General features: G+C 66.9%; 21 protein-coding genes and 1 tRNA gene. 16 read left to right on the top strand and 6 right to left on the bottom strand.

Features of this window, described 5'->3' with window-relative positions:
• The first annotated feature begins 189 nt into the window (after nt 1-189).
• Nucleotides 190-1,005 carry an arylamine N-acetyltransferase family protein gene (locus AC0CH3_RS11210; protein WP_354301005.1) on the top strand — a complete coding sequence of 272 codons (816 nt, stop codon included), beginning with the start codon at nt 190-192 and terminating at the stop codon, nt 1,003-1,005.
• 28 nt (nt 1,006-1,033) lie between these two features.
• On the opposite strand, the gene AC0CH3_RS11215 is transcribed toward AC0CH3_RS11210, so the two are convergent.
• A complete protein-coding gene (locus AC0CH3_RS11215) occupies nt 1,034-1,390 on the bottom strand; it encodes a GntR family transcriptional regulator (RefSeq protein WP_056017830.1) in 357 nt (118 codons plus the stop codon).
• Nucleotides 1,391-1,427: 37 nt separating this feature from the next.
• Entirely contained in the window at nt 1,428-2,003 is a 576-nt protein-coding gene (locus AC0CH3_RS11220; RefSeq protein WP_333995476.1) for a nitroreductase family protein, read from the bottom strand.
• 164 nt (nt 2,004-2,167) lie between these two features.
• Between AC0CH3_RS11220 and AC0CH3_RS11225 the strand changes: the two genes are divergently transcribed.
• Nucleotides 2,168-3,961: a peptide MFS transporter gene (locus tag AC0CH3_RS11225; RefSeq protein ID WP_354301007.1), complete on the top strand. Its 1,794-nt coding sequence runs from the start codon at nt 2,168-2,170 to the stop codon at nt 3,959-3,961.
• Between the two features lie 171 nt (nt 3,962-4,132).
• On the opposite strand, the gene AC0CH3_RS11230 is transcribed toward AC0CH3_RS11225, so the two are convergent.
• Nucleotides 4,133-5,125 (bottom strand): aldo/keto reductase, encoded by a 993-nt coding sequence (locus AC0CH3_RS11230; protein WP_354301009.1) that lies wholly within the window; start codon nt 5,123-5,125, stop codon nt 4,133-4,135.
• 7 nt (nt 5,126-5,132) lie between these two features.
• Complete coding sequence (locus tag AC0CH3_RS11235; RefSeq protein WP_333995469.1) at nt 5,133-6,374, bottom strand: dicarboxylate/amino acid:cation symporter; 1,242 nt, start codon at nt 6,372-6,374, stop codon at nt 5,133-5,135.
• Nucleotides 6,375-6,443: 69 nt separating this feature from the next.
• Between AC0CH3_RS11235 and glmM the strand changes: the two genes are divergently transcribed.
• From glmM to AC0CH3_RS11270, 7 genes are all read left to right on the top strand, one after another.
• The gene (gene glmM / locus AC0CH3_RS11240) at nt 6,444-7,784 is read left to right on the top strand and encodes a phosphoglucosamine mutase (RefSeq protein ID WP_056017820.1); all 1,341 of its coding nucleotides are present in this window, start codon (nt 6,444-6,446) and stop codon (nt 7,782-7,784) included.
• Nucleotides 7,784-7,999 (top strand): DUF1272 domain-containing protein, encoded by a 216-nt coding sequence (locus tag AC0CH3_RS11245; protein ID WP_354301012.1) that lies wholly within the window; start codon nt 7,784-7,786, stop codon nt 7,997-7,999. Before glmM ends, AC0CH3_RS11245 begins: the two co-directional genes overlap by 1 nt.
• Before the next feature lie 208 nt (nt 8,000-8,207).
• Entirely contained in the window at nt 8,208-9,068 is an 861-nt protein-coding gene (gene thiD / locus AC0CH3_RS11250) for a bifunctional hydroxymethylpyrimidine kinase/phosphomethylpyrimidine kinase (RefSeq protein ID WP_465237899.1), read from the top strand.
• A complete protein-coding gene (locus AC0CH3_RS11255; RefSeq protein ID WP_354301016.1) occupies nt 9,056-9,694 on the top strand; it encodes a ribonuclease HII in 639 nt (212 codons plus the stop codon). The genes thiD and AC0CH3_RS11255 overlap by 13 nt, the downstream gene beginning before the upstream one ends.
• Nucleotides 9,695-9,870: 176 nt before the next feature.
• Nucleotides 9,871-11,013 (top strand): site-specific DNA-methyltransferase, encoded by a 1,143-nt coding sequence (locus tag AC0CH3_RS11260; RefSeq protein WP_354301018.1) that lies wholly within the window; start codon nt 9,871-9,873, stop codon nt 11,011-11,013.
• A gap of 154 nt (nt 11,014-11,167) precedes the next feature.
• Complete coding sequence (gene folP, locus AC0CH3_RS11265) at nt 11,168-12,226, top strand: dihydropteroate synthase (protein WP_354301019.1); 1,059 nt, start codon at nt 11,168-11,170, stop codon at nt 12,224-12,226.
• 133 nt (nt 12,227-12,359) lie between these two features.
• The gene (locus tag AC0CH3_RS11270; protein WP_056017803.1) at nt 12,360-13,244 is read left to right on the top strand and encodes a bestrophin family protein; all 885 of its coding nucleotides are present in this window, start codon (nt 12,360-12,362) and stop codon (nt 13,242-13,244) included.
• Between the two features lie 54 nt (nt 13,245-13,298).
• On the opposite strand, the gene AC0CH3_RS11275 is transcribed toward AC0CH3_RS11270, so the two are convergent.
• Nucleotides 13,299-14,714: a sigma-54-dependent transcriptional regulator gene (locus AC0CH3_RS11275; RefSeq protein WP_354301021.1), complete on the bottom strand. Its 1,416-nt coding sequence runs from the start codon at nt 14,712-14,714 to the stop codon at nt 13,299-13,301.
• A 184-nt stretch (nt 14,715-14,898) separates the two neighbouring features.
• Here AC0CH3_RS11275 and AC0CH3_RS11280 point away from each other — a divergent pair, with 184 nt between their 5' ends.
• The 6 genes from AC0CH3_RS11280 to AC0CH3_RS11305 all read left to right on the top strand — a co-directional run bounded on the left by AC0CH3_RS11280 (nt 14,899) and on the right by AC0CH3_RS11305 (nt 19,330).
• Nucleotides 14,899-15,021: an aa3-type cytochrome c oxidase subunit IV gene (locus tag AC0CH3_RS11280; RefSeq protein ID WP_235532247.1), complete on the top strand. Its 123-nt coding sequence runs from the start codon at nt 14,899-14,901 to the stop codon at nt 15,019-15,021.
• A 4-nt stretch (nt 15,022-15,025) separates the two neighbouring features.
• Nucleotides 15,026-16,162 (top strand): NAD(P) transhydrogenase subunit alpha, encoded by a 1,137-nt coding sequence (locus AC0CH3_RS11285; protein WP_354301023.1) that lies wholly within the window; start codon nt 15,026-15,028, stop codon nt 16,160-16,162.
• Nucleotides 16,163-16,326: 164 nt separating this feature from the next.
• Nucleotides 16,327-16,620, top strand: a complete 294-nt coding sequence (locus tag AC0CH3_RS11290; RefSeq protein WP_056017793.1) for an NAD(P) transhydrogenase subunit alpha part 2 — start codon at nt 16,327-16,329, stop codon at nt 16,618-16,620.
• 28 nt (nt 16,621-16,648) lie between these two features.
• Nucleotides 16,649-18,082 (top strand): NAD(P)(+) transhydrogenase (Re/Si-specific) subunit beta, encoded by a 1,434-nt coding sequence (locus AC0CH3_RS11295; protein WP_465237909.1) that lies wholly within the window; start codon nt 16,649-16,651, stop codon nt 18,080-18,082.
• Nucleotides 18,083-18,213: 131 nt separating this feature from the next.
• Nucleotides 18,214-19,176, top strand: coding sequence for a hypothetical protein (locus tag AC0CH3_RS11300; protein ID WP_457325006.1), 963 nt, complete (start codon nt 18,214-18,216; stop codon nt 19,174-19,176).
• Nucleotides 19,177-19,254: 78 nt separating this feature from the next.
• A tRNA-Val gene (locus AC0CH3_RS11305) sits at nt 19,255-19,330 on the top strand.
• 19 nt (nt 19,331-19,349) lie between these two features.
• Here AC0CH3_RS11305 and mutS read toward each other — a convergent pair.
• A complete protein-coding gene (mutS, locus tag AC0CH3_RS11310; RefSeq protein WP_354301027.1) occupies nt 19,350-21,932 on the bottom strand; it encodes a DNA mismatch repair protein MutS in 2,583 nt (860 codons plus the stop codon).
• A 151-nt stretch (nt 21,933-22,083) separates the two neighbouring features.
• Here mutS and AC0CH3_RS11315 point away from each other — a divergent pair, with 151 nt between their 5' ends.
• Nucleotides 22,084-24,342: an NADP-dependent malic enzyme gene (locus tag AC0CH3_RS11315; RefSeq protein ID WP_056017781.1), complete on the top strand. Its 2,259-nt coding sequence runs from the start codon at nt 22,084-22,086 to the stop codon at nt 24,340-24,342.
• The last annotated feature ends 137 nt before the right edge of the window (nt 24,343-24,479 follow it).

Below are 24,479 nucleotides of genomic sequence, written 5' to 3' on the forward strand. Positions count from 1 at the left end.
ATCCTGACTTTCGTCAGGATGACGGAGGTGGGGGTAGGGGCCCGCCCTCGTGCATGCCCTCTACCCCCGTTCGATCCTCCACCGTCCGTTCGCCCTGAGCGAAGTCGAAGGGCACGTCCTGCACGCAGGTGCTTCGACTTCGCACAGCACGAACGGTATAGGGGGCGGAAAAGGGATACAGAAAACCAGATGTTAGACCTCGACGCCTATCTCACCCGTGTCGCCATGCCCGCGCGGCCGACGCTCGATTCGATCGGGCTCGGTCGCTTGCAACAGGCGCACCGGCTGGCGATCCCGTTCGAGGATCTCGACGTCGTGCTCGGGCGCGGTGTCGCGATCGACAGTGCCCCGGTCTTCGCCAAGCTCGTCACCGCGCGCCGCGGCGGCTATTGTTTCGAGCATAACCGGCTGTTCCTCGATGCGCTCGCCGAACTCGGGTTTACTGCGCGGCCGCTCCTCGCGCGCGTCTGGATCGCCGCGACCGACGTTCCGCCACTGACGCATACGTTCGCGCTGGTGACGATCGACGGGCAGGACTGGATCGCAGACACCGGTTTCGGCGGCAGCTACACGCCCGTTCTCCCGCTGGCGGACGGGGCCGAGGCAACTGCGCCGGACGGCGCGCGTTTCCGGCTCGACGCGACCGAGCAGGGCTGGCTGTTGCTGCGTGACGGCGATCCGATGTCCACCGATGGCCGCGGCGAGACGGGCGGGTTCCAGCCGCAATACAGCTTCACGCTGGCCGAGGTGTTCGACGCGGATCTGGCTATGGGGAACCACTGGACCTCGACCGCGCCCGCCAGCCGCTTCACGCATACGCCGATCGCGAGCATCGTCCTTCCGAACGGCTTCGCCTCGCTGATCGGCCGCAATTATCGCCGCCGGTCGGGCACCGACACCACCGCTGGCGAGATCACCGATCCGCGCGTGTACCGGATCCGGATGAGCCTGTTGTTCGGGATCGACCTCAGCGTCGAGGATGTCGCCGCACTCGGAATCTTCTAGGCCGGCTACCCTCGACCGGCGCGACAGATCAGATCCGCTCGCGCTCCAGCAGGTCGTGCGCGTCGAGCCCGAGCAGTTCGATATGTCCGAGGATCCGCGGCCACTGCGTCGTCACGAAGTTCTCGCGCTCGGCGACGCGCAGCGCTTCGGCGGCGCCCGGCATCACGAACATGCCGACGCCGCGGCGCACCTCGACATAGCCGTCGTCCTGAAAGCTCTGATAGGCCTTGGCCACCGTCAGCGGATTGGCGCCGTGTTCCGCGGCAAAAGCGCGCACCGATGGCAGCTGGTCGCCCGTGCGATAGTCGCCACGCAGGATCCCGGCCGCGATCGTGCTGCGGAGGCGGAGATATACCGGGCTGTCGTCGCTGCTGAGCGCTGTCATGCTTCCCTAATACAGCAATTCGGCGATTCGTCGAGTCCTACGGCCGCCAGCGCGAGACGACGCGTTCCATATCGGGGCGGGGGCGTTCGTCGAGCGCGCGCGATGGCGTGCCGATGAACATGAATCCGGCGATGCGCTCGTGCGGTTCTCCGAACGCATCGCGAACCGCGTCCGAAAAGCTCGGCCACCCGGTCAGCCAGCCGCCGGCAAAGCCGAGCGCATGCACCGCGTGGAGCAGGTTCATGCACGCGGCCCCCGCCGATAATTCCTGCTCCCATACCGGGATGTGGCTCGGCTTGGGCGACGACAGCACGACGACGAGCGCAGGGGCCTGATGCGCGAACTGGTCGAGCGCTTCGATCTCGGTGCGCGACGCGGTGGGGCGCTCGACGCGGTACGCATCGATGATCAGCGCAGCCAGCGCGGTCCGCTGGTCCTGCCCGACCACGACGAAGCGCCAGGGTGCCAGCTTGCCGTGATCGGGGGTCCGCGCGGCGATCGCGAGGATTTGCGCGAACTGGTCGGCGTCGGGACCGGGGGCGGCAAGGTCGCGCGGCTTGCCCGAGCGGCGGGTCGCGAGCAGTGCGAGCGGACTGGAAGTGTCGTTGAACATCGCCCCGCAGATAGGCACGTAGCGCGGCAATTTACAGCCGCATCCGCGATTTAGCAGGCGGTCCCGCGGCTACCGATATTTACAGTCCCGGCTTTGCCGCTAGGTAAGGCGGCAATGAAGCCGCCGCGTTCGACGGCGGCCCAGCGTAGCAGGGAGCGTAAGAGATGGTGGACACCCCGACCGCGGATACACCGCGAGAGCCGGATATCACCCGCGTGAACCCCGCCAGCGGGGAGACCTGGTTCGGCCATCCCCGCCAGCTCGCGCGACTGTTCACCACCGAAATGTGGGAGCGTTTCGGCTATTACGGCATGCGCGCGCTGCTCACGCTGTACCTCACCAAGCATTTCGTGTTCGGCGACCGTGAGGCGACCGGGCTGTACGGCGGCTACACTGCGCTGGTGTATCTGACGCCGCTCGTCGGCGGCTATCTCGCGGATCAGTATCTGGGTTCGAAGCGCGCGGTGAAGTTCGGCGCGATCATCATGGCGATGGGGTATCTGCTGCTCTGCTTCGGCGGCGAGACCGCCAAGCCCTATGCTACGATCGCCAGCCAGCGCTACGAGATCCAGGTCGAGGAGCGCAACGGCACCGAGGTCCGCTATCTCGCCGATCCCGCCGGGCGCCTTCAGATCAAGGGTAACGATGACGGCACCGTCTCGCTGCTCGCCGCCGACGGCTCGGTCGCGCGCACCGTCGAGAAGGGTGGCTTTGCGTCGGGTGCCGAACGCAGCGAGTTCTACGTCACGATCATGCTGCTCGCGCTGTGCATGATCTCGGTCGGTAACGGCTTCTTCAAGCCCAACATCTCGACGATGGTCGGCGAGCTCTACGCACAGGGCGACAAGCGGCGCGATGCCGGGTTCACGATCTTCTACATGGGGATCAACCTCGGCTCGCTGTTCTCGCAGCTGCTCTGCCCGTTCCTCGCGGTCGCGTTCGGCTGGTGGGCCGGCTTCGGGCTGGCGGCGATCGGCATGCTGTTCTCGTGGACGCTGATCCAGTTCGATGGCGGCAAACTCAACGGATACGGCGAGCCGCCGGTGCGCAGCGGCCCCGATCGCGCGCTCGGCATCTATGCGCTCGCGCTGCTCGGCATTCCGATCTTCTACCTGCTGTTCGTCAACCTGATGAACGCAGAGCCTCCGGTGCCAGGGTCGGGGATCGTCGGCTACATCGTCTCGCTGTCGCTGATGGGCAAATTGCTGTTCGGCACGTTCCTGGTCGCGGTGCCGGGCATCCTGATCTGGTCGTTCGTCAACGGCGAGCGGCGCGAGTTCCAGATGATGCTCGCGGCGATGGTGCTGATCGTGTTCAACGTCGTGTTCTGGACCTTGTTCGAGCAGGCTGGCTCGAGCCTGACGCTGTTTGCGGATCGCAACACCGATCTCAGCGTGTTCGGGCTGTTCAGCATCTCGGCCGGGCAGACGCAGTTCTTCAACGCGTTCTTCATCGTCGCGCTCGCGCCGGTGATGTCGATCCTGTGGACCAAGCTCGCCGCCCGGGGCATCGAGCCGTCGATCCCGGTCAAGTTCGGCATCGCGCTGATCGGCGTCGGCGTCGGCTTCCTGTTCCTCGTCTGGGGCGCGAGCATGGTCGGGCCGACGTTCAAGGTCGCGATCTGGTGGCTGGCGGGTCTCTATTTCATCCACTCGTTCGCCGAGCTCTGCATCTCGCCGGTCGGGCTCAGCATGATCACCAAGCTGTCGATCGCGCGCGTCGTCGGGCTGATGATGGGCGTGTGGTTCCTGTCGATCTCGGTCGCGCAATATGTCGCGGGCATCGTCGCGCAGGTCGCGAGCGTCGAGACGGTCGGCGGGCAGGTGACCAATTTGAAGGTCAGCCTCGACACCTATGCGGGCGTGTTCTGGACGATCGGGCTCGTCTCGGCGGGGATCGGCGTGCTGCTGCTGCTGATCTCGCCGCTTATCAAGAAGTGGATGCACGGGGTTCAGTAAGGCTGCTGGACCTGCCGACGGATCATTCCCCATGATCCGTCATTGCCTAAACGATCCGTCATCCCCGCGAAGGCGGGGATCCAGACACTCTGCGGTTCGTGATAGACCACGGTTCGCCAGTCTGGATCCCCGCCTGCGCGGGGATGACGATTATGAGAGGGTAGGGCCCGGTTAGATCCGCGTCATCGACAGCGCCTTCTCCCCATACCGCGGCCCGGCCGTGCCGCCCTTGGGGGCCGCCGCATCGAGCTTGGCCAGATCGTCCGCCGACAGCGTGATCTCCGCCGCCTTCATGCTGTCCTCTAGCGTGACGCGACGCTTCGACCCCGGGATCGGCACGATGTCGTCACCCTGCGCGAGCAGCCACCCGAGTGCCACCTGCGCCGGGCTCGCGCCATGCGTGTCGGCGATACCCTTCACCACCGCGACCATTTCCATGTTCTTGGCGAAGTTCTCGTCCGAATAGCGCGGATCGTTGCGCCGATAATCGCCCTCGGGCAGATCCGACCGCCCGGTGATCTGCCCCGTCAGGAACCCGCGCCCAAGCGGCGAATAGGGCACGAACCCGATCCCCAGTTCGCGACACAGCGGCAGGATTGCGTCCTCGATCCCGCGCTCCCACAGCGAATATTCGCTCTGCAGCGCGGCGATCGGATGCGTCGCCGCGGCGCGCCGGATCGTGTCGAGCCCGGCTTCGGAAAGCCCCAGATGCCGCACCTTGCCCTCGCGGACGAGCTCGCCCATCGCGCCCACCGTCTCCTCGATCGGCACGCCCGGGTCGACGCGGTGCTGGTACAGCAGGTCGATCGTCTCGACGCCGAGCCGCTTCAGCGATCCCTCGCACGCACGCCGCACATTGGCGGGGGTGCTGTCGACGCCGGTCATGCCGTTGTCGTCATAGCGGAAGCCGAACTTGGTCGCGATCACGACGCCGTCGCGCTTGCCGCGGATCGCCTTGCCGAGCAGCTCCTCGTTGATCAGCGGACCATAGATCTCGGCGGTGTCGAACAGCGTCACGCCCAGTTCGATCGCGCGGTGGATCGTCGCGATGCTCTCGTCCGCGTTCGCCTCGCCGTACATGCCCTTGCCGATCCCGGCCATCGGCATGCAGCCGAGCCCGAGCGCGGAAACTTCGAAATCGGGGCCGAGCGTACGATATTTCATGGCGGTGTCATCCTTCGCTGTCACGGGCTCCGCCGCGGCGCGAGAGCGTCACCGTGGTCGCGAGATCCATCATAACGTTCCCCAGCGTCCGGATGATGTCGGGGATCGTCTCGACCGCGACGAGCAGCCCCAGCGGCGCGACCGGTGCCCCGATCGCCGCCGCGATCGGCGCGATCGCGCTGACATAGCTGATCGTGCCCGGCAAGCTGACCGACCCGAGCGAGGTCAGCGTCGCGACGACGACGCCGACCGCGAGCACTGCGGGCGACAGCGGCACGCCGAACCAGAAGGCGACATAGATCGCGACCGCGAGATTCATCGCCGGCCCGGTCGCGCGAAAGATCGCCACCGCCAGCGGCAGCGTGATCCCCGAAGTGGCGACCGGGACGCCAAGCGCGCTTGCCCCCTCGACCATCGACGGGAGCGAGGCGATCGACGACTGCGTGCTGATCGCGACCGCCTGGCTTGGCAGCGCGGCGCGCGCATAGTCGCCGATCCGCACGCGCCCGCCGAACACCGCGATCGGATAGGCGGCAAGCGACACGATGACGCCCACGCCGGCGACGATCAGGATATAATGGACGAGCGCGCCGAACGCGCCGGTGCCCGCGCGTGCGCCGACGACGAGCGCGAGCGCGGAGACGCCGACGGGTGCGATCCACAGGATCCATTCGATCACTACGAGCATCGCGTCGCGCACCGCGGTGAAGAACGCGGTCAGCAGCGCGCGGCCCTTCGCATCGATCCGCGTCATCGCGAACGCGAAGATCAGCGCGAAGATGATGAGCGAGATGAACGCGTTCTCGGCCGCCGCCTTGACGATGTTGGTCGGGATAATCGCGGCCAAAAACTCGCCCAGCGGCGGCGCCGCGCTCATCGCATGCAGCCCGGGGATCGCCGCGCGCAGGCTGGCGGCGGAGTCGGCGGGAATCGGGAACAGCGCGAGCAGCAGCGGCGTCACCAGCGCAGCCGCGGTCGCCGACAGCGCGAGCAGCGCGACATACAGCGCGATCGCCCGCCCCGCGAGCCGCCCGGCCTGCGCCGCCTCCGCGGTTGCGGCGACGCCGGTGATCAGCAGCGAAACGACCAGCGGGACGATCGTCATCTGCAACGCATTCAGCCAGGCGCTGCCGATCGGCTGTGCGACGGTGATCACCGGACCGACGCTGCCGGGGGCGAACGCGGCCAGCGCGATGCCCGCGGCCAGCCCGATGATCAGGGAGAGAAGAATCCGTGTAGCCTGCGACATGCTCGCCCTTCGTGTGACACCGCGCTATCAACGCCGCCAGACCCCGATACCGGACGGAAAGCATAACGAATGGCAAGGAAATATTTCGGCACCGATGGCATTCGTGGCGCCACCAACCTGTCGCCGATGACCGCGGAGATGGCGATGAAGGTCGGCATGGCGGCGGGCGCCTATTTCCTGCGGGGCGATCACCGCCACCGGGTGGTGATCGGCAAGGATACGCGGCTGTCGGGTTATATGCTCGAATCCGCGCTGGTCGCGGGCTTTACCAGCGTCGGCATGGACGTGGTGATGGTCGGGCCGATGCCGACGCCCGCGGTCGCGATGCTGACGCAGTCGATGCGCGCGGATATCGGCGTGATGATCTCCGCCAGCCACAATCCCTATGCCGATAACGGGATCAAGCTGTTCGGCCCCGATGGCTACAAGCTGTCCGATGAGGCGGAGACCGCGATCGAGGCGCTGATCGACGGCGACGTGCCGCTCGTCGCGTCGAGCGCCATCGGCCGCGCACGCCGGATCGACGACGCGCAGGGACGCTATATCCATTTCGCCAAGTCGACCTTCCCCGAAAATCTCCGGCTCGACGGGATGCGGATCGTGCTCGATTGCGCGAACGGCGCCGCCTACAAGGTCGCGCCGTCCGCGCTCTGGGAACTCGGCGCGGACGTCGTCGCGATCGGTGTCACCCCCAACGGCATCAACATCAACGACGGCGTCGGTTCGACCGCACCGCAGGCGCTCGCCGAGACGGTGGTGGCGAGCGGCGCGGACATCGGCATCGCGCTCGACGGCGACGCGGACCGGCTGATCGTCGTCGACGAGACCGGCACGATCGTCGACGGCGACCAGCTGATGGCGACGATCGCAGCCAGCTGGGCGCGACAGGGGCGGCTCGCAGGCGGCGGCCTCGTCGCCACGGTCATGTCCAACCTCGGCCTAGAACGGCACCTCGCTGCGCAGGGACTGGGTCTGATCCGCACCAAGGTGGGCGATCGCCATGTGCTCGAGAAGATGCGGTCGAGCGGCTATAATGTCGGCGGCGAGCAGTCGGGGCATATCATCCTGTCGGATTATGCGACGACCGGCGACGGGCTCGTTGCGGCGCTTCAGATCCTCGCCGAGGTCAAGCGCTCGGGGGCGCCCGCGGGCGAAGTGCTGCACCGCTTCGAGCCCTTGCCGCAGTTGCTCAAGAACGTCCGGTTCGGCGGCGGCAAACCGCTCGACGACGAATCGGTGAAAGCCGTGATCGCGCAGGCGGAGGACGAGCTTGTCGGCAAGGGACGGCTCGTCATCCGCCCGTCGGGCACCGAACCCGTGATCCGCGTGATGGCGGAGGGCGATGATCCCGGTCAGGTCGAGCGCGTCGTCGACCGGATCTGCGACGCGGTGCGCAAGGTGGCCGCCTGATGCTCGAGATGCGCCCCAGCTGCGAACGCTGCGCTGCCGAGCTTCCGGCCGATGCGCCCGGCGCGTTCATCTGCTCGTTCGAATGCACCTTCTGTGCGACCTGCGCAGACGCGCTCGACGAGCGTTGCCCCAATTGCGGCGGCGAACTGCTCGACCGCCCGACGCGGTTGGGCGACGCCCCCCCGCAGAGGCCGGCGTCGGGCAGGCGGCACTGAACACCTTCTCAAACCTCTACCACCCCGGCGAAGGCCGGGGCCCAATTGGAAAGGCTTCGGTAACGGATCGCTGCCCTCCAGCAGCAGCAGCCCCCAATTGGGCCCCGGCCTCCGCCGGGGTGGCGGCGAGGGCATGGCCCCCTGTCCCGCACAGCACCGACTATGCCATAGCCCAGCTCATGACCTCCAACCCCGCCCGGCACCGCCAATGACCGCCAGAATCCTGATTATCGCCGGCTCGGATTCAGGCGGCGGCGCCGGCATCCAGGCGGACATCAAGACCGTGACGATGCTTGGCGGCCATGCGATGACCGCCATCACCGCGATCACCGCGCAGAACACGCTCGGCGTTCAGGCGGTCCACCCGGTGCCCACCGACATCGTCCTCGCGCAGATCGACTCGGTCGTGTCCGACATCGGCGTCGACGCGGTAAAGATCGGCATGATCGGCTCGGCAGAAACCGCCAACGCCGTAGCCGACCGCCTGACCACATTGTTCTCCCGCGAAGGCGGGAGCCCAGACTGGACTCCCGCCTTCGCGGGAGAACAAGGAGGGGCAGGGCGACATCACCAAGCACGCATCCCCATAATCTTCGACCCGGTGATGATCGCCAGCAGCGGCTCCGTACTCGCCGACCCGGCGACCATTGCCGCGTTCGCCCGCCTCATGCGGGTCGCTAAGCTCGTCACCCCCAACCTCCCCGAACTCGCCGCCCTTGGCGGCGAGGCGGCGGTGCGCGCGCTCGGGCCGGCCGTGCTGATCAAGGGCGGGCACGGCGAGGGCGAGCAGATCACCGACCGCCTCGTCACCGACGCTGGCGAAACGCGCTGGACCAACCCCCGCATCGAAACCCGCCACGCGCACGGCACCGGTTGCACGCTCGCCAGCGGGATCGCCACCGGGTTGGCGCAGGGCATGCCGATCGACGCAGCCGTCGCGCGCGCGATCGCGTTCGTCCGCGCCGCGCTTGCACAGCCGCCGGGGCTGGGTGCAGGGCACGGGCCGATGGGGCACGCGCTCGGCGTCAGCCCGTTCGACCAGTTGAAAGACCGCACATGCCCGGCATGAAACACGAAAAGCTCTGCGTCGGCCCCGTCGCCGGCGTCGACGAAGCCGGCCGCGGTCCGCTCGCCGGCCCGGTCGTCGCCGCCGCGGTGATCCTGCCCGCCAAGGGCGTCCCCCGCGGCATCGACGACTCGAAGAAGCTCTCCGCCTCCGAACGCGAACGGCTCTGCGCGCGGCTCAAGGGCTGTGCGATCGTCGGTATCGGCATCGTCGAGCCCGACGAGATCGACACGCTCAACATCTATTGGGCGACGATGAAGGCGATGACGCTCGCGGTCGACGCGCTCGCCACCGAACTCGGCCACGCGCCGGGCCATGTCCTCGTCGACGGCAACCGCCTGCCGCGCTGGACCTACCCCGCCACCCCGCTGGTCGGGGGCGATGCCAAATCGCTGTCGATCGCCGCCGCCTCGATCGTCGCCAAGCATACGCGCGACCTGATCATGGTCGCCGCCGCCGACGTCCACCCCGAATATAACTGGCATTCGAACAAGGGTTACGGCTGCGCGCACCACATGAAGGCGCTGCGCGACCACGGCCCCACGCCGATTCACCGCCGCAGTTTCGCGCCCGTCGCTGCGGCCTATCTGGCGCGCGAGGGACTCTTTGCAAAGGAAACGACGAGCTGAGTCTTTCGCGCCACACCCCAAGGGCTTGAGGCGCACGTCCCCCACGACTCAATATCTGGAGGACGGCGACTCGATTGGTCGCATCCGCCGAATCGCGTGAGAAAGCCGTTAACGATTGTTTGCTTGACGGAGTCGGACAATTCCGCCGCTATGTGGGCCGACAAGGGGCGGAAAACATGGGTTTGATCGACACGATCGCGCGGCCGCGCGCGGCAAAGAAGGCAGCGGAACCGGCGGTTCAGCCGGTTCTTCCGCTCGACCAGATCCTGCGCGGCGACTGTATCGAGCGGATGAAGGCGTTGCCGTCGAACTCGATCGACATGATCTTTGCGGATCCCCCCTATAATCTCCAGCTCGGCGGCGAACTCTATCGCCCCGACGGCAGCCATGTAGACGCGGTCACCGACGACTGGGACAAGTTCGACACCTTCGCCGCCTATGACCGCTTCACCCGCGCCTGGCTCAAGGAAGCGCGCCGCATCCTCAAGGACGACGGCTCGCTCTGGGTCATCGGCAGCTACCACAACATCTTCCGCGTCGGCGCGGCCGTGCAGGATCTCGGCTACTGGATCCTCAACGACATCGTCTGGCGCAAGACCAACCCGATGCCCAATTTCCGCGGCACGCGCTTCACCAACGCGCACGAGACGTTGATCTGGGCATCGAAGGGCGAGAAGGCGAAGTATCACTTCAACTACCGCGCGATGAAGACGCTCAACGACGAGCTCCAGATGCGCAGCGACTGGGAATTCCCGACCTGCGGAGGCGCCGAGCGGCTGAAGAAGAACGGCACCAAGGTCCATCCGACGCAGAAGCCCGAGGCGCTGCTGTACCGCATCCTGCTCGCCTGCACCGAGCCCGGCGACGTCGTGCTCGATCCGTTCTTCGGCACCGGCACGACCGGCGCGGTCGCCAAGCGGTTGGGGCGCAGCTGGATCGGGATCGACCGCGAGGGCGACTATATCGAGGCCGCGCACGAGCGGATCGAGGCCGCGCTACCGCTCGACGAATCCGCGATCCGCACGATGATGAGCCCGCGCACGCAGCCCAAGGTCGCGTTCGGCGTGCTGGTCGAGAATGCGTATCTGACGCCCGGCACGGTGCTGACCGATTCGAAGCGGCGGTGGCGCGCAACGATCCGCGCGGACGGCTCGCTGCTCAGCGATTGCGGGACGATCGGCTCGATTCACAAGCTCGGCTCGACGCTCCAGAACGCGCCCGCCTGCAACGGCTGGAGCTTCTGGCATTACGAGAGCGACAAGGGGCTCAAACCGATCGACGACCTCCGCCAGACTTATTTGTTGGCGACGACGGTCTGATCAAAGTTCCGTTCGTGGCGAGTAGAGACCGAGCATAGTCGAGGGCTTGTATCGAGGTACATGTCCCTCGATACGCCATCTCGACAAGCTCGATGTCTACTCGGGACGAACGGCGTGGGTTTGATCGAGCGACGGATTTGGGGAAAAGGGGATCATGACCAGCCTCCACCTCCGCCCCGTCCAGTTCGTCGACACGCCGATCGGCCATCCCGATGGCAGCGTCGCGCGGCTCGCGGGCGGGATGCAGTGGTTCGCCGCCTATGAGGTGATCGAGGGGCGTGACCGGCGCACGGTGCCGGTCGCCGACGTCGCGACGCTGGGCGCGCGCGCCGCGCATCTCCACGCCGTCATCACCGCCCCGCGCTCCGCGCTCCGGCTCGGCGAGCGGACGCTGCGCTTCGACCAGCCACTCGTCGCGGGCATCCTCAATATCACCCCCGACAGCTTTTCGGACGGCGGCAAGCATGTCGGGGATCCCGCCGCTGCCGCCGCCGCGGGGATCGACATGGCCGCGGCGGGCGCGACGATGATCGACGTCGGCGGCGAATCGACGCGGCCCGGCGCACCCGCCATATGGGAGGGCGACGAGATCGCGCGGCTCGTCCCCGTCGTTACCCGGCTCGCGCGCGCGGGCGCGATCGTCTCGGTGGACACGCGCAAGGCGGGGGTCATGGAGGCGACGCTCGCCGCCGGCGCGCATCTCGTCAACGACGTCGCCGCGCTGCTGTGGGACGACCGCGCGCTGGAGGTCGTCGCGGCAGGCGGCTGCCCCGTCGTGCTGATGCACTCGCCCGATCCCAAGGACGGCGGCCATGGCCGGATCGGCTACCGCGACGTCGTCACTGATGTGTTCGACTGGCTCGAGGCGCGGATCGCCGCGGTCGTCGCGGGCGGGGTCGACCGGGCGCGGATCCTCGTCGACCCGGGCATCGGCTTCGGCAAGACGCTTGCCGATAATCTCGCGCTGCTCAACGGGCTCGCGCTGTTCCACGGTCTGGGTTGCCCGATCATGCTGGGGGCAAGTCGCAAGCGGCTGATCGGTGCGCTGTCGAACGAGGCGCCGGTCGGGGAGCGGCTGGCCGGATCGCTTGCGTTGGCGATCAAGGGGGCGGATGCCGGGGTGCAGATCCTGCGCGTTCACGACGTCGCCGAGACCGTTCAGGCGCTCAAGGTGTGGCGTGGACTGCGCGACCAGTCGTTGAGCGGGGGCTGATCGCCGCGGCGCGTCTTGCGCCCGGCGAAGTGGCGCGATTCCGCGGCCAGTCGCTTGGCTGGGGCTGGTCACCGCTGCATTGCAGCGAAACCGGTCTTCGCGCATTAGAGGCGCGTAAACAAGGAGCTGCCCGTTGATCGTCACCGCAACCCCTCGCTTAAGTCAGATCCTCAGCGAGGTGTGGCGCCCGCTGCTCGGACTGTTCGTCTGGGACGTGATCGTGACGGTCACCTATTACGTCCTGCCATTTCACGCGCCGTCGCTGCCGCTGACGCTGTTCGGTACCGCGCTCGCGCTGTTTCTCGGGTTTCGCGACAACTCCGCCTATCAGCGCTGGTGGGAAAGCCGCGGGCTCTGGGGGCTGATGACCAATGCCTCGCGCAGTCTTGCGCGTATGACGCGCAACATGCTGCCCGAGCCCGAGGGGCATGATCTCAAGCGCACGATCGTGCTCCGCCAGATCGCCTATGTGAACGCACTGCGGTGCCAGCTCCGCCGCCAGCCGATCGCACCTGAAGTACTGCGCTTCCTGTCGGAGGACGAGGCGGCCTATGCGCTGGCCCGGACCAATCCCGCCAACGGCCTGCTCGACGGCACCGGTCGCCGGATCGACATCGCACGCCGCAACGGCTGGATCGATACCATCCAGCAGACCCAGTTCGAAAGCATCCTTGTTGATATCGCGAATGCACAGGGCGGGATGGAGCGGATCAAGAACACGCCGCTGCCCAACCAGTTTCGCTTCTTCCCTAGCCTGTTCACGCGACTGTTCTGCGTGCTGTTGCCGATCGGGCTGGTCGAGACGCTGGGCTTCGCGACGCCGATCGGCTCGACGATCGCAGGGCTGATGTTCCTTGCCGTGCTTCAGATCGGCGACGATCTGGTCGATCCGTTCGCGGACACGATTCATGACGTGCCGCTCAACGCGATGTGCCGCACCATCGAGATTGATCTGCTTCAGTCGATCGGCGACGAGGCGCCGAAGCCACTGACCCCGGTCAAGGGCGTGCTCTGGTAAAACGCGGGCGGCGACGGTTCCGGGGCAATTGCGCCGGAACCGCGGTCGCGAAAATCATGCTGCGTTGTCGATCCCGAGCTCGCTGAGCTTGCGATACAGCGTCGAGCGGCCGATCCCGAGGCGGCGCGCTACCTCCGTCATCCGGCCGCGATAATGGCCGATCGCAAGGCGGATGACGTCGGCCTCGATCTCTTCGAGCGTCCGTAGATGCCCGTCGGCGTTGAACAACGTGACGCCCCCGCCACTCGCGACCGATGGCTTGGTATGCCGCTGGCGGGTGCCGAGCGCGGCGATCTGCGGAAAGTCGGCGCGGGTCAGCGCATCGCCCTCGCAGAGCACTGCGGCCCGGAAGAGCGCGTTCTGCATCTGGCGGACATTGCCCGGCCAGTCATATTGCACGAGCAACGCGAGCGCGTCGTCGGTGATGCCGAGCGGTCGCAACCCCGGCTGCTGCGCGATTCGCGAGAGCAGGTGGCGGGCAAGCGCAGGAATGTCGCCCGCGCGTTCGCGCAGCGGCGGGATCGTGACCTGCACCGCGTTCAGCCGATAGCAGAGATCCTCGCGGAACCGTCCGGCATCGACCTCGTCGAGCAGCGTCGTGTTGGTTGCGGCGATCACCCGCACGTCGACCTGCTGCAGGTGCCGGCCGCCGAGCGGCTGGACCTCGCCGGTGTTCAGTACGTGGAGCAGCTTGGCCTGCGCGGCGAGCGGCATCGCGCCGATCTCGTCGAGGAACAACGTCCCGCCATCGGCCTCCTGGAAACAGCCGACCCGCCGTTCGAACGCGCCGGTGAACGCGCCCTTCTCGTGGCCGAACAGCATGCTCTCAACCAGATTGGCGGAGATGGCGCCGCAATTGACGCTGATCATCGACTTTTTCGCGCGCGGCGATGCGGCGTGGATCGCCTCGGCGATGACTTCCTTGCCAACGCCGCTCTCGCCTTCGAGCAGGACCGCGACACGCGCCCGCGCGGCCTTTGCGGCGATCGCCAGCGCGGCGCGGAAATCGGGGGATGACCCTACGATCTCGTCGAACGCGAGCAGCGCGGGGATCTTCTCGGTCAGCGGACGCAATTCGCCCGCCGTCGTGCCTGCCATCACCGCGTCGAGCGAGGCGAGCAGGCGTTCGGGGGCAAGCGGCTTGACGAGGAAGTCGGTCGCGCCGGCGCGCATCGCCCGGACCGCCTGTTCGACCGATCCGTCGGCGGTCAGCATCAGGATCGGCAGCGCCGGGCGTCGCGTCCGCAATTCCGCGATCAGCGCGGCGGCGTCGTCGTCGGGGGCCGAGCGATCGAGGATGATCGCATCGAGCTGCGCGCCGTCGTCGGTGGCCAGCGTCGCGATCGCGGCTTCGCCGTCATCCGCGAAGATCGCGCGCCAACCCCCGCGTGCCGCCAGCGCCGCGACGAGTCGCCGTTGCGCCGTCTCGTCGTCGATCAGAAGTAACAGCCGCTGCCCGTTGCGCGTCATGGCATATCCCGTCCCATAGCAGGACGGTCCCTAAACGGGACAGGTAAAGGGCACCTTAAGCGCATGAGCGATTCATGCCCGGCCTACCGGCCGCTGGCGAGCGCTTTGCCGGGGGTAGGGGTTGAGGCTCAGGGTTTGCCCGGATAAGGTCTGCGCAGAGCAAAATGGCGCAAGGGACGGGATCATGGCTGACGATACGAATATGAAGAGCCATGTGGCGACCTATGGCAGCATGATCGGCGTAATGAAATGGGGCGCGATGGCCTGCGCGCTGCTTGTCGCGATTGTCATCTGGCTGATTGCATAACCCGATGAAAATCGCCGTCCTGAAAGAACATGCGGACGGCGAGCGGCGGGTTGCCGCAACGCCGGAAACCGTCCGGAAATTCGCGGCGCTGGGCGCGACGCTGGCGGTCGAGACGGGCGCCGGTGACACCGCCTCGATCGCCGATGCCGCGTACCGCGATGCGGGCGCGACCGTCGGGGATCGTGCCGCGACTCTCGCAGGTGCCGACATCGTGCTCGGGGTGCAGGGGCCGGCCGCGTCATCGCTGACGGGCGTTTCGCGCGGCGCCTGGATCGTCGCCAGCCTCGATCCGTTCGGCACCGGGCCGGATCGCGGACGCGCGCGCGTCGACGACTATGCCGCGGCGGGTTACGAGGCACTGGCGATGGAGTTCATGCCGCGGATCACGCGCGCGCAGTCGATGGACATCCTCTCCTCGCAGTCGAACCTGTCGGGGTACAAGGCGGTGCTCGACGCCGCTGCCGAATATGGCCGTGCGTTTCCGATGATGATGACCGCGGCCGGCACGATCAGCGCAGCAAGAGTGTTCGTGATGGGGGTTGGAGTCGCAGGACTCCAGGCGATCGCGACCGCCCGCCGGCTCGGCGCGCAGGTGTCCGCCACCGACGTCCGCGCGGCGACACGCGAACAGATCCAGTCGCTGGGGGCCAAACCGATCTTCGTCGAGACCGTTGCCGGGATCGAGGGCGAAGGGGCGGGCGGCTATGCCGGCGAGATGAGCGCCGAATATCAGGCGGCGCAGGCCGAACTGGTGTCGGGGCATATCGCCAAGCAGGACATCGTGATCACCACTGCGCTGATCCCCGGCCGCCCCGCGCCGCGGCTGATCTCGGCGGCGCAGGTCGCGAGCATGAAGCCCGGTTCGGTGATCGTGGACCTCGCGGTCGAGCAGGGTGGCAATGTCGAGGGCGCCGTCGCCGGCGAGATCGTGGACGTGAACGGCGTCAGGATCGTCGGCCACCGCAATGTGCCGAGCCGCCTTGCCGCCGATGCCAGCGCGCTGTTCAGCCGAAACCTGTTCAACTTTCTCAGTGCCTTCTGGGACAAGGATGCGGGCCGCCCGGTCCTCGACGCGGAGATCGGTGACGCGATCCGGCTGACCAGGGACGGCAAGGTGGTCAATGCGCGACTGCTCGCATGACCCCGCGCTTCGGCTGGCGGGTGCACGGGGATACGATAATGCTGTCCTACATCGGCCGGTTCTGCTTACCTCTTCGTGCGGCGGGCCGGATGAGAGGTATCGAATGTTGAGACATCGCCAGACCCTCAACTTTCTCAACTTAAGCGCGCGGCGCGGGAGCTGACATGGACTTTATCGGGATCCTGTCGATCTTCGTGATGGCGTGCTTCGTCGGCTATTACGTTGTCTGGTCGGTGACGCCGGCGCTCCACACGCCGCTGATGGCGGTGACCAATGCGATCTCGAGCGTGATCATCGTCGGCGCGCTGATCGCATCGGCTGCCGCCGGCTCGCCCGTGGCCAAGTATCTCGGGCTGCTCGCGGTCGTGCTGGCGAGCGTCAACATCTTCGGCGGCTTTGCGGTCACCGCGCGAATGCTGGCGATGTACAAGAAAAAGGAACGGCCGGTCGCCAAGTGACCGTCACGGATCCGAGGGGAACTGAGTGATGCATGACGTGGCGGTAAACCCCTGGGTGGCGCTGGCCTATCTTGTCGCAGGCGTGTGCTTCATCCTCGCGCTGCGTGGTCTGTCGAGCCCTGCGACGAGCCAGCGCGGCAACCGGTTCGGCATGATCGGCATGACGATCGCGGTCGTCACGACCCTCGTCACGCATCTCAACGTCGGGATCTGGGAGATCGTCGTCGCGATCGGCATCGGTGCCGCGATCGGGCTCGTGACCGCGCGGCGGATCGCGATGACCGCGATGCCGCAGCTCGTCGCCGCATTCCATTCGCTCGTCGGGCTCGCCGCGGTGCTGGTCGGGATCGCCGCCTATCTCAACCCCCAGGCGTTCGGCATTTCCGACCTGATGATCCCGCTGCTCGGCGATCCGGTCGCGATCATCCGTCCCGTCAGCCGGATCGAACTCGGCCTGGGCGTCGCGATCGGCGCGATCACCTTCTCGGGCTCGGTCATCGCCTTCCTGAAGCTCAACGGCAACATGGGCGGCAAGCCGATCATGCTGCCTGGCCGCCACGTCATCAACATCGCGCTGCTCGCCGGCATCCTCGGGCTCATCGCCTATTTCGTGACCGACCAGGCGCCGTGGATCTTCTGGACGATCACGGTGCTCAGCTTCGTCATCGGCTTCCTGCTGATCGTGCCGATCGGGGGGGCGGACATGCCGGTGGTCGTCAGCATGCTCAATTCCTATTCGGGGTGGGCGGCCGCGGCGATGGGCTTCACGCTGCACAATACCGCGATGATCATCACCGGCGCGCTGGTCGGATCGTCGGGCGCGATCCTTAGCTACATCATGTGCCGCGCGATGAACCGCAGTTTCATCAGCGTGATCGCGGGCGGCTTCGGACAATCCGCCGAGGCCGGCGGATCCGCAGCCGCGAGCGATCGACCTTGGAAGCGCGGCTCGGCGGAGGATGCCGCGTTCCTGATGAGCCAGGCCGAGCAGGTCGTCATCGTTCCGGGCTATGGCATGGCGGTGGCGCAGGCCCAGCACGTCCTGCGCGAGATGGGCGACAAGCTGAAGGCCGAGGGCGTCCGCGTGAAATACGCGATCCACCCCGTCGCGGGGCGGATGCCGGGGCACATGAACGTGCTCCTTGCCGAGGCGAACGTGCCCTATGACGACGTCTTCGAACTCGAGGACATCAACAGCGAGTTCGCGCAGACCGACGTCGCGTTCGTGATCGGCGCGAACGACGTGACCAATCCGGCTGCGAAGACGGACAAGTCCTCGCCGATCTACGGCATGCCCGTGCTCGACGTCGAGAAGGCGAAGACGGTGCTGTTCATCAAGCGGTCGATGGGCGGTGTCGGCTATGCCGGCGTCGATAACGAGTTGTTCTACCGCGACAATACGATGATGTTGCTCGCCGACGCGAAGAAGATGGTCGAGGAAATCGTCAAGGCGCTCGACTGACGCGCTGACGACGTCGGGCGCGATCCCGGCCTTGGCATCGCGAAGTCCGCCGGGATCTGATCCAGTTCGGGTGTAACCACGGTCTGTTTCATGGCCTATTGCCCGTTCCGATCGAGACGGAAGGGGCGGCCATGGCGATGCACGAGCCAGCGAACGACATTCGGTACGACAATGGTGTCGAAGCGGTTCTGATCGCCGACCCGTCCACGTTTCTGTCTTCGCGTGATGCCGGGAGCGACCGGCTGGCGACGGCGTTCACCGCGCTGGGCGGACGGATGACGGGACGGATCGGCTGGTACGATCCGCTGGAACGACAGCCCGTGCCGCAGGTCGTGCTCGTCGATGCGGCGGGGATCGAACCCGGGACGATCGCCGAGCGTCTCGGTGCGATCGTTGCCTGGGCTGCCGGCGACCGCGCCGCGCTGGTCATCGCGCTTGCACCCGAGCAGATCGATGCGATCGCCGCGGTGACGCTCGGTGGTGGAACCGCGCTGCTGGTGAACCCCGGGATCGGCGAGTGCGTCGGCGCGGTGGCGCAGGCGATCGAGCAGGCGCGGGGTCCCGACGGCGTGTTCGATATTAATCGCGAAAGCGACAGCGTCCGGCTCGAGCGACTGAACGTCGAGGTGAGCCGTATCGCCGAGGCGCTGGCGCGCCTTACGCGGACCGAACAGGAAAGCGATCGCCGGCCGCCGTCGATCGTCGGGGACCGCATCGATCGGTACGGTGCGCCACCCGCCATTCCGTCGCATGGCGCCCCCGAAATCCGCCGCGCCATCCGCACGCGGCGAATGCGCGACCAGTTCTTCACGAAGACATTGTTCGAGGATCCGGGCTGGGACATGCTGCTCGATCTCTATGCAGCCGAACTCGAAAGCCGGCGCGTATCGGTGTCGAGTCTGTGCATCGCATCCGCCGTAGCGGCGACGACGGCGTTACGTTGGATCGCGCGGATGACCGACGACGGCCTGTTCGAACGCGAGCGCGACCCGCACGACCGCCGCCGCGCCTATATGGCGCTGTCGTCGCAAGCGCGCGCCGCGATGCACGGCTATATGACGAGCGTCCTGCGCGAGGAATTGCGGATTGCCTGACAGATGGTCGCATTGGGGGTTGCCCCCAGGCCCGCGCTTTGGCATCGGGCATGGGTCTCCGGGGCCTGGTCCTCGTGAGGGCGCTTAGCTCAGCTGGTAGAGCGGCTCGTTTACACCGAGTAGGTCGGCGGTTCGAACCCGTCAGCGCCCACCATATGCACCGATAGGGTTGCTTAAGCTTCCTCCCTGGCGAGCGCCTTGAGGCGATACAGCGCCTCGAGCGCATCGCGCGGGCTCATCGCATCGATATCAAGGTTCGCCAGATCCTCGCGGAGCAGGTCGCACGCCACCTCCTCGACCTGCGCGGCTGCGGCGAACAGCGGGAGGTCGTCGAGGCCGGCGGCAAGTCCGCCCGTCTTCGCACGGCCCGCCTCCAGCTTGGCGAGAACGGCCTTGGCCCGCTGCACCGTGACCGGCGCCATGCCCGCCAACCGCGCGACCGCAAGACCATAGCTGCGGTCGGCGGGACCATCGGCGAGTTCATGCAACAGGACGAGCTCGCCCTTCCATTCGCGCGCACGGACGTGGTGCAACGAAAGCGCGTCGCATCGCTCGGCAAGACGCGTCAGCTCATGATAGTGCGTGGCGAACAGGCATCGGCAGCGATTATCCTCGTGGATCGCCTCCACCACCGCCCATGCGATCGCGAGTCCATCATAGGTCGATGTACCGCGCCCGACCTCGTCGAGGATCACGAACGAGCGCGGCGTCGCCTGCGCGAGGATCGCGGCAGTCTCGACCATTTCGACCATGAATGTCGATCGGCCGCGTGCAAGATTATCCGATGCCCCGACACGGCTGAACAGCCGATCGACGAGCCCAAGCGTCGCCTTGCTCGCCGGGACGTAGCTTCCCGCCTGCGCAAGAACCGCGATCAACGCATTCTGGCGGAGAAACGTCGACTTGCCGCCCATGTTCGGCCCGGTAACGAGCCATAGTCGCGACGACTCGGACAGGTTGCAGTCGTTGGCAACGAACCGGTCGCCAGATTTCGCGACCGCCGCCTCGACGACTGGATGCCGGCCGCCCTCGATCTCGAAACAGGCGTGATCGACCAGCGCCGGGCGTGCCCAGCCCCCCTCGGCTGCACGTTCGGCGAGCCCCGCCGCGACGTCGAGGCGAGCGAGTGCATCCGCCGTCGCGGCGATGGCCTCACGAACGGCCAGTGCCCGGGCGGTAAGATCCTCGAGATGGGCCGATTCCGCCGCCAGCGCATGCGCACCTGCCTGGCTGACCTTCGCCGCGACCTCGTGAAGCGCGGGGGTATTGAAGCGCACCACGCCAGCGAGCGTCTGGCGGTGCGTGAAGCCGCTTTCGGGTTTCATCAACGGGTCGGCAGCACGCGCCGGAACCTCGACGTGATAGCCGAGCACGCCATTGTGGCGGATCTTCAGGGCAGCGATGCCGGTGGCCGTCCGGAATTCTGCCTCGAGGGCTGCAATCGCGCGCCTGCCACCCGCACCCGTGTCGCGGAGATCGTCGAGTGCCGCGTCATACCCCGCCGCGATATAGCCGCCATCGGACGCCTCGATCGGCGGCGAAGGAACGAGCGCCCGTTTCAACAGGTCGATCACCGCGCCATGTCCGCGCAGCTGCGGCGCAATCTCGCTGAGCAGCCGCGGTCCATCGGCGATGGCATCCAGTCGCTCGCCGAGGTTCCACGCACCGTCCAGCCCATCGCGTAACTGGCCAAGATCGCGTGGCGAACCACGTCCTGCCGCCAGCCGTCCCAGTGCGCGGCCAATGTCAGGCAGCGCGCGCAACGTTGATCGCAACCGTTCGCGCAGGCCCTGATCTTCATGAAACAGCCGGACTAGATCCAGCCGTGCGTCAATGGCGGCCTTGTCCATGAGCGGGGCCCCCAGATCGGCGCCCAGCAATCGTGCCCCCGCGCCAGTCACCGTACGGTCGACTGCATCGAGCAGACTGCCCTTTCGAGCGCTACCCGTCGTGCAGGTCAGTTCGAGGCTCTCGCGCGTCGCGGCATCGATCGCCATCGTTTCGGTAGCACGACCGATCCGCGGCGGCCGTAGAAAGGGCAGCGCGCCCTTGGCGTTATGTTCGAGATACGCGACGAGACCGCCCGCCGCGGCGAGTCCTGCACGTCCGAAGTGACCGAAACCGTCGAGCGTCGCGACGCCGTACAGGCGCTTCAGTCGCGCCTCGCCTGCGTTGCTGTCAAAGTCCGTCTTGGGGCGCAAGGTCGTTGCAACCTCTTCGTATCCGCCGGTCTCCGATGCGACGACTTCGGCAGCGCCCAATCGCGCGAGTTCGGCGCCAACCGCGTCGCTTGCGACTTCGACGATCTCGAACCGCCCCGTCGAGACGTCGGCCGCGGCGATCGCGATTGCGCCGCCCGCCTCGCCGATCGCGACGCACCAATTGTCCGAGCGCGCGTCCAGCAGCGCTTCTTCGGTCAGCGTCCCCGCCGTCACGACGCGGACGATCGCGCGCGCGACAAGTGCCTTCGATCCGCCGCGCGCCTTGGCTTCTGCCGGGCTTTCGACCTGCTCGGCGATTGCGACGCGGTGGCCAGCCTTGATCAGACGCTGGAGATAGGCGGTGGCGGCATGGACCGGAACACCGCACATCGGAATCGGCTTGCCGTCATGTTCGCCCCTTGCGGTGAGGGCGATGTCGAGCACGGCCGCGGCAATCCGCGCATCGTCCATGAACAGTTCGAAAAAATCTCCCATGCGATAGAATAGCAGGCAGTCGTCGGCCTCCGCCTTCAGGCCGAGATATTGCGTCATCATGGGGGTAGGGGCAGGAGTGGGCATTGCCGCGGGGTAGCGAAAGACGCGTCAGGCTCCAATAGCGCTCGCATGGACCGCTCAAGGGGTGACGAACAGCCACGTGTTCCGTAAAGGCATGGGCTCCCCCGCAGATACCCCCGAGGCCCCGCGCATGTCCGACGACAATAATCTCCAGTTCTCCGAACGCGAAGCGCTGCTGTTCCATTCGGAAGGCCGTCCCGGGAAGCTCGAGATCATTGCGTCGAAACCGATGGCGACGCAGCGCGACCTCGCGCTTGCCTATTCGCCCGGCGTGGCGATCCCGGTGCAGGCGATCGCCGACGATCCCTCGACCGCGTATGACTATACCGCCAAGGGCAATCTGGTCGCGGTGATCTCGAACGGGACCGCGATCCTCGGGATGGGCAATCTCGGCGCGCTTGCGTCCAAGCCGGTGATGGAGGGCAAGGCGGTGCTCTTCAAGCGCTTCGCCGACGTCGATTCGATCGATATCGAGCTGAAGACCGAGGACGTCGATCGCTTCATCGACGCGGTCGAGCTGATGGAGCCGACGTTCGGCGGCATCAACCTCGAGGACATCAAGGCACCTGAGTGCTTCATCATCGAGCAGACGCTGCGCGAACGCATGAACATCCCGGTGTTCCATGACGACCAGCACGGCACCGCGATCATCTGCGCGGCGGGGCTGATCAACGCCTGCCGGGTTACCGGGCGCAAGCTTGGCGACATCAAGCTGGTCGTCAACGGCGCAGGGGCCGCGGCGATCGCGTGCACCGAGCTGATGAAGGCGATGGGTGTGCGCCCCGACAACGTCATCATGTGTGACCGTACGGGCGTGATCTATCAGGGTCGCGACGACGTGAACCAGTGGCAGTCCGCGCATGCGACGACCAGCTCGGCACGGACGCTGACCGAGGCGCTGGTTGGCGCCGACGTGTTCCTCGGCCTGTCGGCGGCAGGCGCGCTCAAGCCCGAGATGGTCAAGGACATGGCGGCGGCGCCGATCATCTTCGCGATGGCCAATCCGGAGCCCGAAATCCGCCCGGAGCTGGCGATGGCCGCGCGCCCCGACGCGATCGTCGCGACGGGCCGGTCGGATTATCCGAATCAGGTCAACAACGTGCTGTGCTTCCCGTTCATCTTCCGCGGTGCGCTCGACGTCCGCGCGACGGGGATCAACGACGCGATGAAGATCGCCGCGGCCAATGCGATCGCCGAGCTGGCGCGCGAGCGTGTGCCCGAGGAAGTGGCGCTGGCGTACGGCGTCAGCCACAGCTTCGGCCCCGCCTATATCATCCCTGCGCCGTTCGATCCGCGGCTGATGGAGGTCGTTCCCGTCGCGGTCGCCAAGGCGGCGATGGCATCGGGCGTCGCGACCAAGCCGATCCTCGACATCGAGGCGTATCGCCAGTCGCTGCGCGCGCGCCTCAACCCGACCACCTCGGTGCTGTCGATGGCCTATGAGGGCGCACGGGCGCATCCCAAGCGCGTCATCTTCGCCGAGGGCGAGGAAGAGGTCGTGCTGCGCGCGGCGATCGCGTTCAAGGAGGGCGGCTATGGTACGCCGGTGCTGGTCGGTCGCGACGACGTGCCGGACCGGTTGCGTGCCTTGGGCGTCACCGACCCCGAGAGCTTCGAGCTGCACAATAGCCGCGTCTCGCCGCTGGTGCCGCGGATGGTCGAGCTGCTCTATGCCCGGCTCCAGCGTCGTGGCTATCTGCGCCGCGATTGCGAGCGGATGGTGAACCAGGATCGCAACATCTTCGGTGCGCTGCTGCTGCAGCTCGGCGAGGGCGATGCGATGATCACCGGCATCACGCGCACATACGGCGAGACGATGCGCCAGATCTACCGCGTGATCGATCCGGCAGCGGGCAAGACGCCGTTCGGCATCCATTTGCTCGTCGGGCAGAGCCACACGGTGTTCATCGCTGACACCACGGTCAACGAGCGCCCGACCGCCGAACAGCTCGCCGATTTCGCCGAGCAGACCGCGGCAGTCGCGCGTCGCATGGGGCATGAGCCGCGCGTCGCGTTCCTGAGCTATTCGAACTTCGGCAATCCGAAGGGTGAGTGGCTCGACAATATCCGCGATGCGGTGACGGTGCTCGACGGCCGTCAGGTCGGGTTCGAATATGAGGGCGAGATGGCGCCCGACGTTGCGCTCAACCCCAAGCAGCTGGCGAACTATCCGTTCGCGCGGCTGTCGGGGCCGGCGAACGTGCTGATCATGCCGGGCCTGCAGTCCGCGCATATCTCGGCCAAGCTGCTGCGCGAACTTGGTGGCGATTCGGTGATCGGGCCGATGCTGATCGGCATGGAGAAGCCGGTGCAGGTTGCGCCGATGACCTCAACCGCAAGCGAACTCGTCACGCTGGCGGTTCTCGCCGCGGGTGGCATCGCACGCTGACATGCAGGCCCTCTCCCCGGCGGGGAGAGGGAAAGCGCGCATAGCGCGCGAGGGTGAGGGCACGGGAGGGAATGCGGCGCGTGCCCTCACCCTCCCACCGCTTCGCGGCGGGCCCCTCCCTCTCCCCCGGGGGGAGA

It is taken from the genome of Sphingomonas sp. AC449 (assembly GCF_979253475.1).

Excerpts from the sequence above, each read along its gene's own strand:
- AC0CH3_RS11215 (WP_056017830.1), bottom strand. The coding sequence starts at position 1,390 with ATGACAGCGCTCAGCAGCGACGACAGCCCGGTATATCTCCGCCTCCGC.
- AC0CH3_RS11245 (WP_354301012.1), top strand. The coding sequence starts at position 7,784 with ATGCTCGAGATGCGCCCCAGCTGCGAACGCTGCGCTGCCGAGCTTCCG.
- AC0CH3_RS11230 (WP_354301009.1), bottom strand. The coding sequence starts at position 5,125 with ATGAAATATCGTACGCTCGGCCCCGATTTCGAAGTTTCCGCGCTCGGG.
- mutS (WP_354301027.1), bottom strand. The coding sequence starts at position 21,932 with ATGATGACGCAATATCTCGGCCTGAAGGCGGAGGCCGACGACTGCCTG.
- AC0CH3_RS11255 (WP_354301016.1), top strand. The coding sequence starts at position 9,056 with ATGCCCGGCATGAAACACGAAAAGCTCTGCGTCGGCCCCGTCGCCGGC.
- AC0CH3_RS11300 (WP_457325006.1), top strand. The coding sequence starts at position 18,214 with ATGGCGATGCACGAGCCAGCGAACGACATTCGGTACGACAATGGTGTC.
- AC0CH3_RS11280 (WP_235532247.1), top strand. The coding sequence starts at position 14,899 with ATGGCTGACGATACGAATATGAAGAGCCATGTGGCGACCTATGGCAGC.
- AC0CH3_RS11295 (WP_465237909.1), top strand. The coding sequence starts at position 16,649 with ATGCATGACGTGGCGGTAAACCCCTGGGTGGCGCTGGCCTATCTTGTC.
- AC0CH3_RS11220 (WP_333995476.1), bottom strand. The coding sequence starts at position 2,003 with ATGTTCAACGACACTTCCAGTCCGCTCGCACTGCTCGCGACCCGCCGC.
- AC0CH3_RS11260 (WP_354301018.1), top strand. The coding sequence starts at position 9,871 with ATGGGTTTGATCGACACGATCGCGCGGCCGCGCGCGGCAAAGAAGGCA.
- AC0CH3_RS11275 (WP_354301021.1), bottom strand. The coding sequence starts at position 14,714 with ATGACGCGCAACGGGCAGCGGCTGTTACTTCTGATCGACGACGAGACG.
- folP (WP_354301019.1), top strand. The coding sequence starts at position 11,168 with ATGACCAGCCTCCACCTCCGCCCCGTCCAGTTCGTCGACACGCCGATC.
- AC0CH3_RS11210 (WP_354301005.1), top strand. The coding sequence starts at position 190 with ATGTTAGACCTCGACGCCTATCTCACCCGTGTCGCCATGCCCGCGCGG.
- glmM (WP_056017820.1), top strand. The coding sequence starts at position 6,444 with ATGGCAAGGAAATATTTCGGCACCGATGGCATTCGTGGCGCCACCAAC.
- AC0CH3_RS11290 (WP_056017793.1), top strand. The coding sequence starts at position 16,327 with ATGGACTTTATCGGGATCCTGTCGATCTTCGTGATGGCGTGCTTCGTC.
- AC0CH3_RS11225 (WP_354301007.1), top strand. The coding sequence starts at position 2,168 with ATGGTGGACACCCCGACCGCGGATACACCGCGAGAGCCGGATATCACC.
- AC0CH3_RS11235 (WP_333995469.1), bottom strand. The coding sequence starts at position 6,374 with ATGTCGCAGGCTACACGGATTCTTCTCTCCCTGATCATCGGGCTGGCC.
- AC0CH3_RS11315 (WP_056017781.1), top strand. The coding sequence starts at position 22,084 with ATGTCCGACGACAATAATCTCCAGTTCTCCGAACGCGAAGCGCTGCTG.
- AC0CH3_RS11285 (WP_354301023.1), top strand. The coding sequence starts at position 15,026 with ATGAAAATCGCCGTCCTGAAAGAACATGCGGACGGCGAGCGGCGGGTT.
- thiD (WP_465237899.1), top strand. The coding sequence starts at position 8,208 with ATGACCGCCAGAATCCTGATTATCGCCGGCTCGGATTCAGGCGGCGGC.